Here is a 17,785-nt window from a genome sequence, read left to right as displayed (position 1 = left end):
TTAAAACTCGGTCATTTATCTTTAGTTCCTTGCTTCCTCTGGACGACCGGGCCACTCGTGGAAGCTAATAATCCGTAAGGAGCAACCAAATGCGTCATTACGAAATCGTATTCATGGTTCACCCTGATCAAAGCGAGCAAGTTGCTGGCATGATCGAGCGTTACACTGGTTCTATCACTGAAGCTGGCGGTACTATCCACCGTCTAGAAGACTGGGGTCGTCGTCAAATGGCTTACCCAATCAACAAGCTTCACAAAGCTCACTACGTTCTTATGAACGTTGAAGCTGGTCAAGAAGTGATTGACGAGCTAGAAACTGCTTTCCGTTTCAACGATGCAGTTCTACGTAACATGATCATGCGCACTAAAGGCGCTGTGACTGAGCAATCTATTATGCTTAAGCAAAAAGAAGAGCGTGCAGAGCGTGCTCCTCGTCGCGAAGAGCGTACAGAAGCTAAACCAGAAGCAGCTGCTGAGTAATTCTTTTTTGGCTTAATGCCTTAAAAAATTCTCAACTTGTTTAAGGTCATTGATAGTTATTTCGATAATTGTGAAAGACCGCTTTACTAAATTTAAGATCAGGAGATAGCCCATGGCTCGTTTCTTCCGTCGTCGTAAATTCTGCCGTTTCACTGCAGAAGGCGTACAAGAGATTGACTACAAAGACGTAGCAACTCTTAAAAACTACATCACTGAAGCTGGTAAAATCGTACCTAGCCGTATCACTGGTACAAGCGCTAAGTACCAGCGTCAACTAGCTCGCGCTATCAAGCGTTCTCGTTACCTAGCTCTACTACCGTACACTGACAAGCATCAGTAATCGGTAATAGTTAATAATAGTTTAAGAGGACTAAGATAATGCAAGTTATTCTACTTGATAAGATCGGTAACCTAGGTGGCCTTGGCGACCAAGTAAACGTTAAATCTGGTTACGCTCGTAACTTCCTTATCCCACAGGGTAAAGCAGTTATGGCAACTAAAGACAACGTTGCTATGTTCGAAACTCGTCGTGCTGAACTAGAAGCTAAAGTTGCTGAGCAACTAGCTGCTGCTGAAGCTCGTGCAGAGAGCGTTAACACTCTAGAAGGCGTTACAATCGCTTCTAAAGCTGGTGACGAAGGTAAACTATTCGGTTCTATCGGTACTCGTGACATCGCTGACGCTATTACAGCGGCAGGTGTTGCAGTAGCTAAGAGCGAAGTACGCCTACCTGAAGGCGCTCTACGTAACATCGGCGAATTCGAAGTAAGCATCCAACTTCACTCTGAAGTTTTTGCTACTGCGAAAATCGCTATCGTTGCAGCTGAGTAATTTCAGTACCAAGACGAATTCTTTCTTTTGAAAGTTTTAAACACCAGCTTCGGCTGGTGTTTTTTTATGTCTGGAATATAGGAAAAGGTAAGAGAGGGTTACATTAGGTTAAAAGCCTACTATGATCCAAAAGCTCTGATGGCTGAACAACCAGCCATGGAATTAGAATTGAAAGAGTAGGTTAATCGACAGCACAGAGTCTTCTTTGCTTAATCCTTCAGGAACTTTGTCGTGATATTGACGAGAGTGAGCGATCTTCAGCGCGATATTGTCAGTGATATCATTGATGGCTTCTAATTCGGTATCAAACTTAAGGTTGCTGTGACCAGACACTAACGTCACGTCCGCTTTAAACTGCAAGTTCTTCAACACCTGCCATGATGTATTCACATTGCCACGGAAAATCGCTTCTTCAACAATTTCAGGAAAGATGATGTCATCGTCGTCTAGTTCATCGAGATTCGGTTCTTGATAACGAAAACCCGGCCCGACTTCCACTTCCAAAACAAACTCTTCGGTATTCGAAAACTGATAACCCAGACCACTCGAAACGGTATAGTCCTTAAAGTAAGCACTGTATCGTGAATCAACACCTTTGAAGCTGCCGTAAAGGTAGGTTTTAGGACTTAACTTGTAGTCACTCTGAGCCGAGTAAGTCGATTGCCTTTTATCTTCCTCACCATCTTTATAGAGATTGTAGTATTTCCATTCGCCACTGGTTCTATGACGACCAGCGGTATACTCACCGTTCAGGCGTGCGTTAAGCGATCGTGAATCCGAATTACCAGTATGCGACTGATATCCAAATTCGACCTCAGTCTTTAGTGGGTTAGGCAGTTCTGTATCAGCCGTATCACTTGGTGCGATATCCAACTCTTTTTCTTCAGGTGTCGGTGCAACGACGATCGGCTCAGCTGTAGTTTCTGGTACTACTATAGAGTCGAGAATAGAATCAACAGAGGTATTAGCATCAACAGAGGCTTTAGTATCATCAGCTAAGGCCAACGGAGTGATCAGGAGACCGATGCTTAGAAGACTAGAGCTCAGAAGACCGGTGCTCAGAGCCAATAATTTGGACACGCATACCCCAGTTATACAGTGAATGAATGGAAGGATCGTAATGCTACCCTTGGTTAATTCCGTCAGCAATAAGTAAATTCTTTCTGAAGAATAAAACAAACTCATAGGATCGGATTACAAATGGATGTTCTTGGGTATAATGAACGATCATTATTAGTTATTGAGTGTAGTCATAGTGGATACCAAAAGTCAGAAATCAGCCAACGATCAGGTGGACGCCATCAAGGTCCCGCCACATTCATTAGAAGCTGAGCAATCTGTTATTGGCGGTTTGTTATTGGATAACGAACGCTGGGATACAGTTGCCGAAAAGGTTGTGGCCAAAGACTTTTATAGTCGTCCTCACCGTCTGATCTTTGAAGCGGTAAAAGATATCCTTGAAGAAAGTTCTCCTTTGGATCTTATTACACTCTCTGAACATCTAGAGCTGCGTGAGCAACTTGAAGAAGTGGGTGGCTTTGCTTACCTTGCTGACCTAGCTAAAAATACCCCAAGTGCGGCGAACATTAACGCTTACGCGGATATCGTGGCACAACGTGCGTTGGTACGTAGTCTGATTGGTGTTGCGAATGAGATTGCTGATTCTGGTTACGATCCTCAAGGTCGTACATCGGAAGAGCTTGTTGATCTGGCTGAGAGTAAGGTCTTTGCGATTGCAGAAGGTCGAGCAAGTGAAAACGAAGGTCCACAAAACGTTGATAGTATTCTAGAGAAGACTCTGGAACGAATCGAGATCCTATATAAAACACCACAGGATGGTGTGACTGGTGTCGATACTGGCTTTAACGACCTCAATAAGAAAACAGCAGGCCTACAAGGTTCTGACTTAATTATTGTCGCCGCTCGTCCATCGATGGGTAAAACCACGTTTGCGATGAACTTGTGTGAAAACGCGGCGATGAAGCAAGATAAGCCAGTATTAATCTTCTCGTTAGAGATGCCAGCTGAACAGCTAATGATGCGTATGCTTGCGTCACTTTCTCGCGTAGACCAAACCAAGATTCGTACCGGTCAATTGGACGATGAAGATTGGGCTCGTATCTCGTCGAGTATGGGTATTCTGATGGATAAGAAGAATATGTATATCGATGACAGCTCGGGTCTGACACCAACAGAAGTACGTTCTCGTGCTCGACGTATTGCTCGTGAGCATGATGGTATTTCCATGATCATGATAGATTACCTTCAATTAATGCGTGTACCTTCGTTATCTGATAACCGTACTCTTGAAATCGCCGAGATTTCTCGCTCATTGAAAGCGCTCGCAAAAGAGCTCAACGTTCCGGTTGTTGCACTTTCTCAGCTTAACCGTTCCCTAGAGCAACGTGCTGATAAGCGTCCAGTAAACTCGGATTTGCGTGAGTCAGGTTCGATTGAGCAAGATGCCGATTTGATCATGTTCATCTATCGTGATGAGGTTTATAACCCAGACAGTTCATTGAAAGGCATCGCTGAGATTATCCTGGGTAAGCAGCGTAACGGCCCGATCGGTTCGGTTCGTCTGACATTCCAAGGGCAACACTCCCGATTTGATAACTATGCAGGCCCTGCATTTGATGATGAGTAATCGCTAATGACTTACATGAAAGCGGCGACGGCGAGCATTGACTTAAACGCGCTCGAACATAACCTGAACCAGATAAAGTCGAAAGCGCCTAAGTGCAAGGTAATGTCCGTTGTGAAAGCGAATGGCTACGGACACGGCTTACTGCATATCGCTAAGCATTCAAAAAGTTCTGATGCTTTTGGTGTGGCGCGTATTGAAGAAGCATTACAGCTTCGTGCTGGTGGCATAGTTAAACCTATTTTGTTGCTGGAAGGTTTTTACTCTTCGGGTGACTTACCCATTCTAGTGACCAATAACATTCAAACCGTGGTGCATTGTGAAGAGCAATTAAGCGCGCTAGAGAATGCCGATTTGGAAACACCTGTTGTGGTATGGTTAAAAGTCGACAGTGGTATGCATCGTTTAGGTGTTCGTCCTGAGCAATACCAAAACTTTGTTGAGCGTTTGCATCAATGTGCGAATGTAGCTAAACCTCTTCGTTACATGAGCCACTTTGGTTGCGCTGATGAGTTGGATAGAAGCACGACCATTGAGCAGACTGAGCTTTTCTTATCTCTTACCGATGGTTGTGAAGGGGAGCGTTCACTTGCGGCCTCTGCAGGTCTATTAGCTTGGCCTGATAGTCATCTTGATTGGGTTCGCCCCGGAATCATCTCTTATGGTGTTTCTCCGTTTGTTGATAAATCAGCGCAAGAGCTGGGCTTTTTGCCGGTGATGACTCTGACTTCACACTTAATTGCGGTTCGTGATGTGAAGGCTGGTGAAAGTGTGGGTTATGGTGGTAACTGGACCAGTGAGCGTGATACCAAGGTTGGTGTTATCGCAATTGGTTACGGCGATGGTTATCCTCGCACTGCACCTAACGGCACCCCAGTATTCGTTAATGGACGAAAAGTACCAATCGCAGGGCGTGTGTCCATGGACATGCTAACAGTTGACCTTGGTCCTGATGCTACGGATAAAGTGAGTGACGAGGCGACGCTTTGGGGTAAAGACTTACCCTCAGAAGAAGTGGCTGAACATATCGGCACTATCGCTTACGAGCTCGTGACTAAACTGACGTCTCGCGTGGCAATGGAATACGTAAAATAGATAGGTTCAAGCGAACTTCTCGATACTGGTTAATGTCTGCTATGGCAGTAACTGGTGTCAGCTTTTCTTCTTCTGTTCTAAGTGAAGAAAAAGACTCCGCTTTTGTTCCTTTCTATTTCAGTACTGAAACCATGGGCAATACCTTTGGGGTTGCTGGTGTCGCAAAGGGCGTTTGGCAACCTCAAGCGGCTCTGTTTGGTATGGCTTTGTATTCAGATAAAGACAGCTATGTCGGTTTTCTATCGGCCTTTAATTATGCCTTGTCTGAGAATATCTTGTTTAGTACTCAGATGTACCAAGCGCGCTTCAACGACAATCCTTATTATATTGGCTCTCAAGGCGATAACGATTCATCTATCGATGACAAAACTATAGTTGATGGCTTAGAGCAGAATTATCAGTTTGAATTTAAATATCTGCTGCCTTGGGGCAATGTTGCAGAGCATGGCTTACTCGGCGCGTTTCAACCAATCAAAGAGGTCAGTTTTGCTTCGCCAGTCGAATCGGGTGTCAGTTCGATTTTATTTACACCTTTTGATACTGCTCGTGAGCTAGAAGGTTTAAATAATACTGAAGAGGCGACCGGTTTTAGTTTGGCGTTCGATTGGGATAATCGTGATAGCACACGTAACCCAACCAAAGGATCTCATACCAATCTTGAGTTCACGACGGGCGCTGAAAGTTGGTCTAACGACGATTTGTGGTTGAAATGGACTTTTCAAAACAGTCAGTACTTCGCTTTAGGTCCTCTAGGAGACTTGTTCGACCAACAAGTTGTGGCACTCGATTTCTATACTGCTGATACACCAACCTGGGATAACTGTTCTGGGCAGGAGTGTGCTCGTCCACCGGAAACAGAACAAGCTCGATTGGGTGGTTTGTATCGTTTACGTGGCTACACCGGAGGTCGATATCATGGGCGATCTGCTGTTCACTATTCTGCAGAGTATCGAGTGCTCCCAGATTGGCAGCCACTCGGTGATATTCCGCTGATCAACTACTACGACCTGCCTTGGTGGCAATGGGTCGCATTCGCCGAAGTAGGGCGTGTGGCTGATGAGTACGATATCAAAGAATTGCACACCGATATGAAATGGAGCTTAGGCGGCGCGGTTCGTTTTCAAGTGGAAGGCATTGTTGTTCGTGCAGAATTAGCGCGAGGCGGTGATGAAGGGACCTTTAGGGTTATGATAAACCAGCCCTTCTAAAGCTTTCGGCCTACAGTAGGCCAAATACTATCTTGATAAGAGTGGTCGTGGAAACACACCACTCTTTTTGTATTAAAAAGGCACTGTTTTTATTAATAAAATCTTGCTTTCAAATAGTCTACTCACCTTGAATAGTCGCAATCACTGTGCGGCTGCCACCACAATCACGGTGTTCACCCAAGTATATTCCCTGCCATGTTCCCAAAGCTAAACGACCGTTGGTTATCGGAATTGTCACACTGGTGCCAAGTGTCGATGCTTTAATATGAGCAGGCATGTCATCATCGCCTTCATAGGTGTGTCTGTAGTAGGGTGCTCGCTCAGGTACAAACTTATTAAAGTGTGATTCCATATCGGTACGGACGGTAGGATCAGCGTTCTCGTTTAGCGTGAGGCTGGCAGAGGTGTGTTGGATAAAAAGATGTAATAAACCAACAGATAAAGAATTGATATCGTGTATCTGTTGTTCAATTTCATCAGTAATGAGATGAAATCCACGCTTTCGTGCATTTAGGTGTATAGTCTTCTGAATCCACATACGCCATCCTTTATAATGTATTTGGAAAAAAAGTGGTTTAACGCTATCTTTTGAACTTGAATTTATCAGCTATCGCTCACATTTAATTATGTTAGAGCCTGAGTCAGCATCGATCTCTCTATCAGGAAATCGAATCCTGATTTATCTCAAGGTGGCGCTCTTCATATACGGCATAATACGTCGTGAAAAAAAATTACAAAGAATCTTTCAGTGGTGATGCGGTCTGGTCATCATAGAAAAATATAAACTTTCGCCTAATCGGGGGTTCTATTCATCACTTAGGTGACGTCTAGAATAAAACCTACAGTAATATCGGGATAGATACCATGTTGAAAAATATCAACCCAACGCAAACACAAGCGTGGAAAGCTCTAACTGCACATTTTGAGTCTGCTCAAGATATGGATATGAAAGAACTATTTGCTCAAGATGCAAAGCGTTTCGAGAGTTTTTCTACTCGTTTCGGTTCGGACATCTTAGTGGATTACTCTAAGAACCTTATCGACGCTGAAACGATGCAGCACCTATTTGCTCTTGCAAATGAGACTGAAGTTAAGTCTGCAATTGAAGCTATGTTTAGCGGTGATGCAATCAACAAGACTGAAGGTCGTTCAGTACTTCACACTGCTCTACGTAACCGTAGCGATAAGCCAGTAATGGTTGATGGCAAAGACGTAATGCCAGCAATTAATGCAGTACTAGCAAAAATGGAACTGTTCACACACCGTATCGTTTCTGGTGAGTGGAAAGGTTACACCGGTAAAGAGATCACTGATGTTGTCAACATCGGTATCGGCGGTTCAGACCTTGGTCCATACATGGTGACTGAAGCACTAACGCCATACAAAACGCGTCTAAACATGCACTTTGTTTCGAACGTAGATGGTACTCACATTGTTGAGACACTTAAGCCTCTGAATCCAGAAACAACGCTATTCTTAGTGGCATCTAAAACATTTACCACTCAAGAAACAATGACGAACGCGCACTCTGCTCGTGATTGGTTCTTGGCTGAAGCAGGTGACAACGCGCACGTTGCTAAACACTTCGCTGCACTATCAACTAACGCAACTGCGGTCGCTGAGTTTGGTATTGATACTGACAACATGTTCGAATTCTGGGACTGGGTTGGTGGTCGTTACTCACTATGGTCTGCGATTGGTCTGTCTATCTCTCTTTCTATCGGCTTCGATAACTTCGTTGAGCTATTAGATGGTGCTCATGAGATGGATAACCACTTTGCTTCAACTGAATTTGAAAGCAACATTCCTGTTATCCTTGCGCTTATCGGCGTTTGGTACAATAACTTCCACGGCGCTGAGTCAGAAGCGATTCTACCTTACGATCAATATATGCACCGTTTTGCGGCTTACTTCCAACAAGGCAACATGGAATCGAATGGTAAATTTGTTGACCGTGACGGCAATCCAGTAGAATACCAAACTGGTCCTATCATCTGGGGTGAACCAGGTACAAACGGTCAGCACGCTTTCTACCAACTGATTCACCAAGGCACTAAGCTGATCCCATCAGACTTTATTGCTCCTGCTATCAGCCACAACCCAGCATCTGATCACCACCAGAAGTTGATGTCTAACTTCTTTGCTCAAACTGAAGCGCTTGCTTTCGGTAAGACAAAAGAGACAGTAGAAGCTGAATTCCTAGCGGCAGGCAAAACAGCAGAAGAAGCAGCTGAACTTGCGCCTTTCAAAGTGTTTGAAGGCAACCGCCCAACGAACTCAATTCTTGTTAAGCAAATCACTCCTCGCTCTTTAGGTAACCTAATCGCGATGTACGAGCACAAGATTTTCGTTCAAGGCGTAATCTGGAACATCTTCAGCTTCGACCAATGGGGTGTAGAGCTTGGTAAGCAACTAGCAAACCAAATTCTTCCAGAGCTTGCTGACGATGCTCAAGTAACCTCTCACGACAGCTCAACAAACGGTCTAATCAATGCATTTAAAGCGCTTAAAGCTTAAGACTGTTTAAGTAACACCAAGTAATAACTGTAAACGCCAACCTTTCGGTTGGCGTTTTTTATGTCCGTTGGTTTTACGGCAATAAAAAAGGCTGACGTATATACGTCAGCCTTTCGTTTTTTTATTTACTCGATTGTCTCTATTCGAAACAGATCTCGATGAAGGCATTACCCCATTGAGATGAGAAAGGCATGATGATGATTGCTCCTTCACATTTGTGACGGATAGTATGTCCTTTGCCTGAAACGACGATTGGCGTGGCCATATCGAAGTCAAAGCCGCTTTCTGCAAGAATACGTTTTGCACCGCCAGTCACCATGTTGGTGATTTCACCGACCATATCAGTGACTTCTTCGTTCAAGCCGTTTGGGCGTTCACCTAGCATGTTTTCCATGATTTCAAGAGCGAGACCTTCATCGAAGGTGATCGACATTGAACCACGAGATTGTGTACCCACCATGCCAATTAGGCCGGATACATCACCACGAGCGATCTCATCTTTCTTAACTCTTGGTTTTTGTGGCTTTAATTCTAGAGAAGCCATCGTTTTTAATACGTTCATCAAAGAAGCTAAAAACGGGTTTACAAATTCAGCGCGCATAATGTTCTTCTATAATCTTATTCTTTCATATCGGAGGAGCAAGTTTGGCAAATGCCATGCGATTCAATGACTTGATTTGTCAATTGGAAACCGTGCTTCTCAGCGTTACTAGCGAGTAGAGTAACAAGCGCATCGTCTTGCAGTTCTACCACTGTGCCACATTTATCGCAGATCAGTAGTTGAGAGAAATGTTTATGGGCATTGCAAGAACAGCAGCATATAAAGCTATTGGTTGACTCAACTCGGTGAATGAAACCTTGTTCCAGCAAGAAATCCAAAGCGCGATAAACAGTAGGTGGCTTGGCTTGCGGTTCACTGACTTTCAACTGCTCTAATAATTCATAAGCACTGGAGGCTTTTTTATTAGAGAAAATGAGCTCAAACACTCGCTTTCTCTGAGGCGTTAATCTAACTCCTCGCGATGCGCATATCCCTTCAACTTGCTCTATTAATGTGTGGTCCAAATTTTTCACCATTCAATCGGACATCCCTATTCAAACCCTATTTCTAGGTTACTACGTTTTGGGAGCCAATGATTTCTATTAAAGTCAGGTACAGAGCGTATTGTGACCTACGACTTTGAATAAGACAAGGTAACTCAAAATGACAGTGTGACTCAAGGCATAACTGATTAGTGAGGCTGAATTAGAGGTTTGGTGAATAGGTTTAAATAAAAAATGTGAGGTAAAGTTCATATAGCACAAACTGAGCATAGCATTTACAATAGCCGACCTTGCTTTTGCTGGGTATTCCAGCATATTTTTTTGACTCGCTACCAGGGTACTTTACCATGACACATTCATGTAGATTGTCTGTCGCTCCAATGCTCGATTGGACTGACCGCCACTGTCGTTACTTTCACCGTTTGCTTTCTCAGCAGACTCTTCTGTACACGGAAATGGTAACAACAGGCGCGATCTTACATGGTAAGGGCGACTTTCTAGAATACAACGAGCAAGAACATCCTCTTGCACTTCAACTCGGCGGTTCAAACCCGGTTGATCTTGCTGCTTGTGCCAAACTTGCTGGTGAGCGTGGTTACGATGAAGTAAACCTAAATGTAGGTTGTCCTTCAGATCGAGTTCAGAATGGTCGCTTTGGTGCGTGCTTAATGGCTGAACCTGAGCTGGTGGCAGATTGTGTGTCTGCGATGAAAGAAGTCACTGATATTCCAATTACCGTGAAAACACGTATTGGTATCGACGACCAAGACTCTTATGAGTTTTTAACTAAGTTTGTTTCGACGGTTTCTGAAAAAGGCGGCTGTGAGCAATTTACTATTCATGCTCGTAAAGCATGGTTGAGTGGTCTTAGCCCGAAAGAGAACCGAGAGATTCCACCGCTAGATTACGATCGTGCATACCAAATCAAGAAAGACTTCTCTGATCTTGTGATTGCAGTGAATGGTGGCGTTACTACTCTGGAGCAAACTAAAGAGCACTTGCAACATCTTGATGGTGTGATGATCGGCCGTGAGGCTTACCATAGCCCGTTTATCTTGGCTGAAGTCGATCAGCAGATCTTTGGTTTAGACACGCCGATCAAGAAGCGCTCACAAGTGGTTGAAGAAATGTACCCGTACATTGAACGTGAGCTTTCAAATGGTGCAAGCTTAGGACACATCTCTCGTCATATGCTTGGTTTGTTCCAAAGTATGCCGGGCGCAAGACAATGGCGCCGCTACATCAGTGAAAACGCACATAAGAAAGGTGCAGGTATCGAAGTGATGCAGACAGCATTGGCTAAGATCCCTAAAGAGCTAAACGTATAACCTCCCTCGAGGTGAAAAGTTCGAGCTTAAAAGCCCAAGCTGAAAAACCTAAGGCTAAATTCGCCACTAGAGGCTAAATTTGCCATTGATAGTTTCTTTAAAAGCCACGCATTTAGATGTGTGGCTTTTTATTTATCTGATAAGTAAGGTTTTTATTGGTTTCACTAACTTGGTATGGAAGCTGCAATGTTAAAAAGTAGGAAAGATAGGTCATTAACTCATTAGGGAGACCATTATGTTTGAATTAATCTTTGTTCTTATTTTCGTCGCAACTCTACTTGTCACTGGTATCACGTTTATGACGGTATTGGCTGCAACCGGAATCGCGTTAGCCGTTATGTTGGTCTTAGGTATGATGGGGGTTGTGTTTAAGTTGCTGCCTTGGTTAATTGTGATTGCATTGGGTATCTGGTTTTTCAAAAACTTTGTACACAGTTCTAACCAAAGACGTTACTAAGGTCATGGTGTCGTCAAATCTTTGATCGTCATCGGTTTATCGTTTGAGAATTTAAGATGTATGATAGAATTTTCCCCAATAATCTATGAATGTGCATACAATTAGCACAACGATATGGAATTGGAGCTATCTCAAATGAATAAAATGCCATTAATTGCTTTAGTGGGAATGCTATCTTTAAGTTCGGCAGTGTCTGCTGAAGAAGAGTTTTCTTACACGGCTAAAGTCGGTGCCGATATGTGGTGGGGAAGTACAAAGCTAAACGAAGTTAGACAGAGAGATGATTCTAATTCTCCTTCGTTGTATTTCGCATTTGAGCATAATGCCCCAATGCTACCAAACGCTAGTTTTCGCTACACCTCTGTTGATGCGGATTCATTGGCCTTCGATAAGTACGATTACACCTTCTATTACACATTGTTAGATCATAAGCTAATGAACTTTGACGCGGGTGTGACATTTACTCAGTACTCGAATTCTAACTATATCGAACCAAAAGCGACTGATGCAAAAACATCAACCTTTGATGAGTTTACTTGGAGTTTCTACGGCAACGCAGAGATCAATGTTCCTGATACCAACTTCGATATCATTGGTACGATGGAGTTCGGTGATAGCAGTGGCATCAAGAGTACTGACTTGATGGCGGGTGTTCAGTACCGAATTCCTGTATCAGAATCTGAGATTGCCTTGCGTGGTGGTTACCGTGTTATCGATCTAGACTCGGATGAGTTTTTTAGCTCTGAACTAGGCAAGAGCTTTGTTATGGTTGACGGTTGGTTCGCAGGCGCTGAAGTGCGTTTTTAGGCTACTAAAGCTAATTTTAAAGATCATCTAAAACGAATTTTAGGAACGCCACTTTGTTAAGTGGCGTTTTTTATATCTATTGGTTATATATCTTTCTGGAATTAGTTAGCACATTCGTCACTTTCGACCATCCTTACTACAGAGTTCTAATTAGCGTCTATTCTTATAAGGTCTATGTTGTGAGGTCAAAGCAAGGGATGGTGTATGACACTCAATGAATTAAGAAATTTATATAGAGAAAACTTGTTAGTTGAAGCGATCATAGAGCCCTCAATTCAAGAAGGGTCTTGGGTTGTGGAGTTTCGCCATATGGGAGGTGGTTTTGTTCTGCTCACTGATGTCCATGGTGAAGAGTGCCATTATGCAGATTTAGATCTGGCTTCTAAGTCGGCAATGGCGGTTGGCTTTCAGCAAGTGCGCATTGAAAATCAGTAAGTCAATTTATGGTTCAATCGGTTTTTACTTCCAAAAAGTTATAAAACATACTTTTCTATTCTTTCTTGTTATTAAAAGTAGTGGTTAATCTATCGTCACGCAATGATTAGGGATGTCGTGACCATGTCTTTAAATAAGAAAGAGTCTTCACAAAATAATAATGCACAGTCTGGGGCTAATGAGCTACCTGGGCTAGCAGCACCACTTAATGACCAACAATTGGGTCATCTTCAACAATCGGTTTCTGAGTTATCTTCGCAACAACTGGCTTGGGTCAGTGGTTATCTTTGGGGTGTGAGTCAAGCTCAGCCTGTAGGTGCAGCCGCGCCAATCGCTCAAGCCGCCGCTGCAGTAGCCGCTAAACCTGCGGGTAAGTTAAGTATTATCTTCGCTTCTCAGACGGGTAATGCTAAAGGTGTTGCTGAATCGCTTGAGGCAGAAGCAAAGGCTTTAGGTATTGCTGTCGAGCTTTTTGACGCAAGTGACTATAAGGGCAAGAACTTAGCCAAAGAGACACACGTCATTTTCGTTGCTTCAACCAATGGCGAAGGTGAAGCCCCAGATAACGCTATTGAGTTACACGAGTTTCTACAATCGAAGAAAGCGCCGAAATTATCAAACCTACAATACGGTGTTATTGGTTTAGGTGATTCAAGTTATGAGTTCTTCTGCCAAACCGCGAAAGATTTCGATAACTTCTTAGCTAAGCTTGGTGCTAAATCGTTTGTTGATCGTCTTGATTGCGATGTTGATTACGAAGCATCGGCAACAGAGTGGCGTGCGAAAGCATTAGAGCAAGTAAAAGAGACACTATCGACAGGCACTGAAGCCGATGTCGTTCAATTACCAGTTGGTCAAGTGCCCGCGGGTCATTCGCAATACACCAAACAAAACCCATACACAGCCACATTACTGACGAGTCAAAAGATCACGGGTCGCGACTCTGGTAAAGATGTTCGTCATATCGAGATTGATCTTGATGAGTCAGGTATCACTTATCAACCTGGTGATGCGTTAGGTGTATGGTTTGAAAACAGCTCAGAACTTGCCAATCAGATCCTTTCTAAGGTTGGGTTATCTGGTATCGAAAGTGTCGATGTAGATGGTCAAAACTTATCTCTCCATAGTGCTCTAGTGAGTAAATTCGAGATTACGTCATCAAACCCTCAATTTGTAACTAAGTTTGCCGAGTTATCTGGCAGCAAAAAGTTAATCAAGCTGGTGGAAGATAAAGACAAGCTTCGTGAATATGCGGGTAATACTCAAATTGTCGATGTTTTAGCTGAAAAGAAAACCAAGCTATCAGCTGATGAGCTAATCGGTCTTCTACGTAAGTTAACGCCACGTCTTTATTCTATTGCATCAAGTCAAGCTGAAGTAGATGAAGAAGTTCACTTGACGGTTGGTCTGGTTGAATACCAAAAAGGTGATGAATCTCGTTTAGGTGGAGCGTCAAGTTTCTTAGCTCAACGCCTAGAAGAAGGTGGTGAAGTTAAGGTGTTTGTAGAGAACAACAATAACTTCAAACTGCCACAAGACGACAATACACCAATCATCATGGTTGGTCCTGGCACTGGTATTGCTCCATTCCGTAGTTTCGTTCAAGAGCGTGAAAACAATGACGCTCAAGGTAAGAGCTGGCTGTTCTTTGGTGACCGAACCTTTACTCAAGATTTCTTATATCAAGTTGAATGGCAGAAGTACCTTAAGTCTGGTGCGCTAACCAAGCTTGATGTGGCATTTAGTCGTGACCAAAAAGAAAAGGTTTATGTTCAAGATCGATTAATTGAACAGGCAGAGCAGGTTTGGCAATGGCTTCAAGAAGGCGCGTACTTCTATGTATGTGGCGATGCGACTCGAATGGCAAAAGATGTCCATGAAGCGTTAGTTACGATAGCGGAAAAATATGGCAATCAGAGCCGCGAACAAGCTGAACAATATATTAATGATTTACGTAAAGCGAAACGTTACCAAAGGGATGTGTACTAATGAGCAAGCAAGTAATAGAGCAAGAAGTGCTAGGTCAAGTACTTGGACCTTTGGCTGACAACGAGCGTTTAAAGCGTGAAAGTAAAAATCTTCGCGGTACGATTGAACAAGATCTTCAAGATAGAATTACGGGTGGCTTTACTGCTGATAACTTTCAGTTGATCCGCTTCCACGGTATGTATCAGCAAGATGATCGTGATATTCGTAACGAGCGTGCAAAGCAAAAACTAGAACCTTTGCATAATGTAATGCTACGTGCTCGTATGCCAGGTGGCATTATTACTCCTAAACAGTGGTTGGCGATTGATAAGTTTGCAGATGAAAGTACCTCTTATGGTTCTATCCGTCTTACAACCCGTCAAACTTTCCAGTTTCATGGTGTGTTGAAGCCGAACATTAAGTTAATGCACCAAACCCTAAACAATATCGGTATTGATTCGATTGCGACAGCGGGTGACGTAAACCGAAATGTTTTGTGTACGACAAACCCGGTTGAATCTGAGCTCCACCAAGAAGCTTATGAGTGGGCAAAAAAAATCAGTGAACATCTATTACCTAAGACTCGTGCTTACGCAGAAATTTGGTTAGATGGTGAAAAGCTAGAAACAACAGATGAAGAACCTATTCTAGGTAGTAACTACTTACCGCGTAAGTTCAAGACGACAGTTGTGATTCCTCCACAAAATGACGTGGACGTGCATGCGAATGATCTTAACTTTGTTGCGATTGCTGAAGACGGGAAGCTGGTGGGCTTCAACGTCTTAGTTGGCGGTGGTCTTGCAATGACGCACGGCGATACTTCTACTTACGCGCGCAAAGCTGACGATTTTGGTTTTGTGCCATTAGAAAAGACGTTAGATGTAGCGGCAGCTGTTGTGACTACACAGCGTGATTGGGGTAACCGTTCAAATCGTAAGAATGCCAAAACCAAATACACGCTAGATCGTGTTGGTATTGATGTCTTCAAAGCTGAAGTTGAAAAGCGTGCAGGTGTTGAATTCTCAGAAAGTCGTCCTTATGAGTTTACTGGCCGTGGTGACCGTATCGGTTGGGCGGAAGGTATTGATGGCAAGCACCACTTAGCACTGTTTATTGAAAACGGTCGTTTACTTGATTTTCCTGGTAAGGCTTTGAAAACGGGTGTTGCTGAAATTGCCAAAATACACAAAGGCGATTTCCGCATGACTGCAAACCAAAACCTAATTGTTGCGGGTGTATCTACCAGTCAAAAAGCAAAGATTGAGAAACTCGCCCGTGAGTATGGTTTGATGGACGACGCCGTTTCTGAGCAGCGTAAAAACTCAATGGCGTGTGTAGCATTCCCAACATGTCCTTTAGCAATGGCTGAAGCTGAGCGCTTTCTTCCTGAGTTTGTAACGGATGTTGAAGACATTCTGAAGAAACATGGATTACCAGAAGAAGATAACATCATCCTTCGTATCACGGGTTGTCCAAACGGTTGTGGTCGTGCAATGTTGGCTGAGCTGGGGTTAGTCGGTAAGGCTCCGGGGCGTTACAACATGCACTTAGGTGGCAACAAAGCCGGAACTCGTATTCCTAAGATGTATAAAGAGAACATCACATCAGCTCAGATTTTAGAAGAGATTGATTCGCTGGTGGGACGTTGGGCTACAGAACGTAACGACAATGAAGGGTTCGGCGATTTTACAATCCGAGCTGGCATCATCGAAGAGGTGATCATTTCAAAGAGGGATTTGCATGCATAATTCTGTCACTTCAAAACTGAAGTTAGCAGAGCTACTCGCATTGACTAAGACGGAGCAAATACTTCGTCTTGGACAAATTAATGCTGAGTTAGAACAGCTAACGGCATTAGAAAGAGTTAAGTGGGCTTTAGACAATTTAGAAGGGACACATGTGGTGTCTTCTAGTTTTGGAATCCAAGCGGCTTTGATGTTGCATTTAGTTACTCAGGCGAAACCAGATATTCCGGTTATTCTGACGGATACTGGATATTTGTTCCCTGAAACATATCGATTTATAGATGAGTTAAGTAAGAAGTTGACTCTGAACCTTCAAGTATTTCGCGCACAACAGAGCCCTAATTGGCAAGAAGCGCAATATGGCAAACTTTGGGAACAAGGAATAGAAGGGATAGAAAAGTACAACAAGCTTAATAAAGTTGAACCGATGAGAAGAGCGCTGGATGAGCTTGAGGCTGGAACATGGTTTTCTGGTTTAAGAAGAGAGCAATCTCAATCGCGCGCGAACCTACCAATTTTATCCATCCAAAATGGTGTGTTTAAATTCTTGCCGGTAATCGATTGGACTAATAAAGATGTTCACTATTACTTAGAAGAGCATAGTCTCAGTTATCACCCGCTTCGAGATCAGGGTTACCTTTCTATTGGTGATACACACACAACTAAGAAATGGGAACCGGGCATGACTGAAGAGGAAACCCGTTTCAATGGATTAAAACGAGAATGTGGCCTTCATGAGGATGATGGAGAGCAATATGGCTCTGGGATTTAAACTCATTGCTATTCGAAAAGCTGCCATAAGGCAGCTTTTTTAGTTTCTAGGAGATGAAATTAGAACAATTGTGGATAAGTCTGTGGTTATTATGTAGTTAGTTTGTAGTTAAAGTTGCAAAAATAAGGGTTTGGGTGTTTATTCGTCATGTAATCGTTATTTTTGCATTTTTCTTTAATAAACACTTGCCAATGTGAGGAACATCTCTATAATGCCGCCTCACTGACACGGTAGACGCCATAAGGCTTCAACGAAGAATGTTAGTAAGGCTACTAGCTTTGAGTGATTGTTTACTCCTACTTTTAAAAAAGTAGAAATTAATTTTCAAAAGTGTTTGACACTGAGAATTAAATAGCTAGAATGGCCGCCTCTTCCGAAGTGATGCAAATCACAACGAAGAGAAGCTCTTTAACAATTTAAACCTATCAATCTGTGTGGGCACTCGTTGATGAATA

General features: G+C 43.2%; 18 protein-coding genes. 14 read left to right on the top strand and 4 right to left on the bottom strand.

The window, feature by feature from the left end:
• Positions 1-89 precede the first annotated feature (89 nt).
• From rpsF to rplI, 3 genes are all read left to right on the top strand, one after another.
• Positions 90-479: a 30S ribosomal protein S6 gene (gene rpsF / locus L8S15_RS18165; protein ID WP_004741278.1), complete on the top strand. Its 390-nt coding sequence runs from the start codon at positions 90-92 to the stop codon at positions 477-479.
• Positions 480-591: 112 nt separating this feature from the next.
• The gene (gene rpsR / locus L8S15_RS18160) at positions 592-819 is read left to right on the top strand and encodes a 30S ribosomal protein S18 (RefSeq protein WP_000090472.1); all 228 of its coding nucleotides are present in this window, start codon (positions 592-594) and stop codon (positions 817-819) included.
• Positions 820-857: 38 nt separating this feature from the next.
• Positions 858-1,310, top strand: a complete 453-nt coding sequence (gene rplI / locus L8S15_RS18155; protein ID WP_010434182.1) for a 50S ribosomal protein L9 — start codon at positions 858-860, stop codon at positions 1,308-1,310.
• A 162-nt stretch (positions 1,311-1,472) separates the two neighbouring features.
• Here rplI and L8S15_RS18150 read toward each other — a convergent pair whose 3' ends face one another.
• Positions 1,473-2,390 (bottom strand): DUF481 domain-containing protein, encoded by a 918-nt coding sequence (locus tag L8S15_RS18150; RefSeq protein ID WP_046209462.1) that lies wholly within the window; start codon positions 2,388-2,390, stop codon positions 1,473-1,475.
• 175 nt (positions 2,391-2,565) lie between these two features.
• Here L8S15_RS18150 and L8S15_RS18145 point away from each other — a divergent pair, with 175 nt between their 5' ends.
• Genes L8S15_RS18145 through L8S15_RS18135 form a run of 3 tightly spaced genes read left to right on the top strand, consistent with a single transcriptional unit; the run spans position 2,566 to position 6,257 of the window.
• Positions 2,566-3,957: a replicative DNA helicase gene (locus tag L8S15_RS18145; RefSeq protein WP_016767560.1), complete on the top strand. Its 1,392-nt coding sequence runs from the start codon at positions 2,566-2,568 to the stop codon at positions 3,955-3,957.
• Positions 3,958-3,963: 6 nt separating this feature from the next.
• Positions 3,964-5,049, top strand: coding sequence for an alanine racemase (alr, locus tag L8S15_RS18140; RefSeq protein ID WP_280574530.1), 1,086 nt, complete (start codon positions 3,964-3,966; stop codon positions 5,047-5,049).
• Between the two features lie 32 nt (positions 5,050-5,081).
• Positions 5,082-6,257 (top strand): BamA/TamA family outer membrane protein, encoded by a 1,176-nt coding sequence (locus tag L8S15_RS18135; RefSeq protein WP_280574528.1) that lies wholly within the window; start codon positions 5,082-5,084, stop codon positions 6,255-6,257.
• Between the two features lie 118 nt (positions 6,258-6,375).
• On the opposite strand, the gene L8S15_RS18130 is transcribed toward L8S15_RS18135, so the two are convergent.
• Entirely contained in the window at positions 6,376-6,795 is a 420-nt protein-coding gene (locus L8S15_RS18130) for a secondary thiamine-phosphate synthase enzyme YjbQ (RefSeq protein WP_076645754.1), read from the bottom strand.
• 326 nt (positions 6,796-7,121) lie between these two features.
• Here L8S15_RS18130 and pgi point away from each other — a divergent pair, with 326 nt between their 5' ends.
• A complete protein-coding gene (pgi, locus tag L8S15_RS18125; RefSeq protein WP_046209455.1) occupies positions 7,122-8,774 on the top strand; it encodes a glucose-6-phosphate isomerase in 1,653 nt (550 codons plus the stop codon).
• Between the two features lie 139 nt (positions 8,775-8,913).
• Here the strand turns inward: pgi and L8S15_RS18120 are convergent, their stop codons facing one another.
• Positions 8,914-9,375: a chemotaxis protein CheX gene (locus tag L8S15_RS18120; protein WP_009847897.1), complete on the bottom strand. Its 462-nt coding sequence runs from the start codon at positions 9,373-9,375 to the stop codon at positions 8,914-8,916.
• A 17-nt stretch (positions 9,376-9,392) separates the two neighbouring features.
• Complete coding sequence (gene zur / locus L8S15_RS18115) at positions 9,393-9,851, bottom strand: zinc uptake transcriptional repressor Zur (protein ID WP_010434215.1); 459 nt, start codon at positions 9,849-9,851, stop codon at positions 9,393-9,395.
• 314 nt (positions 9,852-10,165) lie between these two features.
• Between zur and dusA the strand changes: the two genes are divergently transcribed.
• The 7 genes from dusA (at position 10,166) to L8S15_RS18080 (ending at position 17,330) form a co-directional block, all read left to right on the top strand.
• A complete protein-coding gene (dusA, locus tag L8S15_RS18110; RefSeq protein WP_010434217.1) occupies positions 10,166-11,146 on the top strand; it encodes a tRNA dihydrouridine(20/20a) synthase DusA in 981 nt (326 codons plus the stop codon).
• Positions 11,147-11,381: 235 nt separating this feature from the next.
• Positions 11,382-11,603: an envelope stress response protein PspG gene (pspG, locus tag L8S15_RS18105; protein WP_010434219.1), complete on the top strand. Its 222-nt coding sequence runs from the start codon at positions 11,382-11,384 to the stop codon at positions 11,601-11,603.
• 135 nt (positions 11,604-11,738) lie between these two features.
• Positions 11,739-12,410, top strand: a complete 672-nt coding sequence (locus tag L8S15_RS18100) for a TIGR04219 family outer membrane beta-barrel protein (protein WP_046209461.1) — start codon at positions 11,739-11,741, stop codon at positions 12,408-12,410.
• Positions 12,411-12,614: 204 nt separating this feature from the next.
• A complete protein-coding gene (locus L8S15_RS18095; protein ID WP_004735813.1) occupies positions 12,615-12,845 on the top strand; it encodes a hypothetical protein in 231 nt (76 codons plus the stop codon).
• A 123-nt stretch (positions 12,846-12,968) separates the two neighbouring features.
• A complete protein-coding gene (locus L8S15_RS18090) occupies positions 12,969-14,834 on the top strand; it encodes an assimilatory sulfite reductase (NADPH) flavoprotein subunit (RefSeq protein WP_046209454.1) in 1,866 nt (621 codons plus the stop codon).
• Positions 14,834-16,561: an assimilatory sulfite reductase (NADPH) hemoprotein subunit gene (cysI, locus tag L8S15_RS18085; RefSeq protein ID WP_046209453.1), complete on the top strand. Its 1,728-nt coding sequence runs from the start codon at positions 14,834-14,836 to the stop codon at positions 16,559-16,561. Before L8S15_RS18090 ends, cysI begins: the two co-directional genes overlap by 1 nt.
• Entirely contained in the window at positions 16,554-17,330 is a 777-nt protein-coding gene (locus tag L8S15_RS18080; protein ID WP_010434234.1) for a phosphoadenylyl-sulfate reductase, read from the top strand. The genes cysI and L8S15_RS18080 overlap by 8 nt, the downstream gene beginning before the upstream one ends.
• Positions 17,331-17,785 lie beyond the last annotated feature (455 nt).

It is taken from the genome of Vibrio sp. S/42/10 (assembly GCF_029890535.1).
Taxonomy (GTDB): Bacteria; Pseudomonadota; Gammaproteobacteria; order Enterobacterales; family Vibrionaceae; genus Vibrio; species Vibrio cyclitrophicus.
This window is presented reverse-complemented; position numbering and strand designations above follow the sequence as displayed.

Coding starts and splice junctions, on each gene's coding strand:
- L8S15_RS18130 (WP_076645754.1), bottom strand. CDS start 6,795: ATGTGGATTCAGAAGACTATACACCTAAATGCACGAAAGCGTGGATTT.
- alr (WP_280574530.1), top strand. CDS start 3,964: ATGACTTACATGAAAGCGGCGACGGCGAGCATTGACTTAAACGCGCTC.
- rplI (WP_010434182.1), top strand. CDS start 858: ATGCAAGTTATTCTACTTGATAAGATCGGTAACCTAGGTGGCCTTGGC.
- rpsF (WP_004741278.1), top strand. CDS start 90: ATGCGTCATTACGAAATCGTATTCATGGTTCACCCTGATCAAAGCGAG.
- cysI (WP_046209453.1), top strand. CDS start 14,834: ATGAGCAAGCAAGTAATAGAGCAAGAAGTGCTAGGTCAAGTACTTGGA.
- zur (WP_010434215.1), bottom strand. CDS start 9,851: ATGGTGAAAAATTTGGACCACACATTAATAGAGCAAGTTGAAGGGATA.
- L8S15_RS18135 (WP_280574528.1), top strand. CDS start 5,082: ATGTCTGCTATGGCAGTAACTGGTGTCAGCTTTTCTTCTTCTGTTCTA.
- L8S15_RS18090 (WP_046209454.1), top strand. CDS start 12,969: ATGTCTTTAAATAAGAAAGAGTCTTCACAAAATAATAATGCACAGTCT.
- L8S15_RS18080 (WP_010434234.1), top strand. CDS start 16,554: ATGCATAATTCTGTCACTTCAAAACTGAAGTTAGCAGAGCTACTCGCA.
- pgi (WP_046209455.1), top strand. CDS start 7,122: ATGTTGAAAAATATCAACCCAACGCAAACACAAGCGTGGAAAGCTCTA.
- L8S15_RS18095 (WP_004735813.1), top strand. CDS start 12,615: ATGACACTCAATGAATTAAGAAATTTATATAGAGAAAACTTGTTAGTT.
- rpsR (WP_000090472.1), top strand. CDS start 592: ATGGCTCGTTTCTTCCGTCGTCGTAAATTCTGCCGTTTCACTGCAGAA.
- pspG (WP_010434219.1), top strand. CDS start 11,382: ATGTTTGAATTAATCTTTGTTCTTATTTTCGTCGCAACTCTACTTGTC.
- L8S15_RS18120 (WP_009847897.1), bottom strand. CDS start 9,375: ATGCGCGCTGAATTTGTAAACCCGTTTTTAGCTTCTTTGATGAACGTA.
- L8S15_RS18100 (WP_046209461.1), top strand. CDS start 11,739: ATGAATAAAATGCCATTAATTGCTTTAGTGGGAATGCTATCTTTAAGT.
- dusA (WP_010434217.1), top strand. CDS start 10,166: ATGACACATTCATGTAGATTGTCTGTCGCTCCAATGCTCGATTGGACT.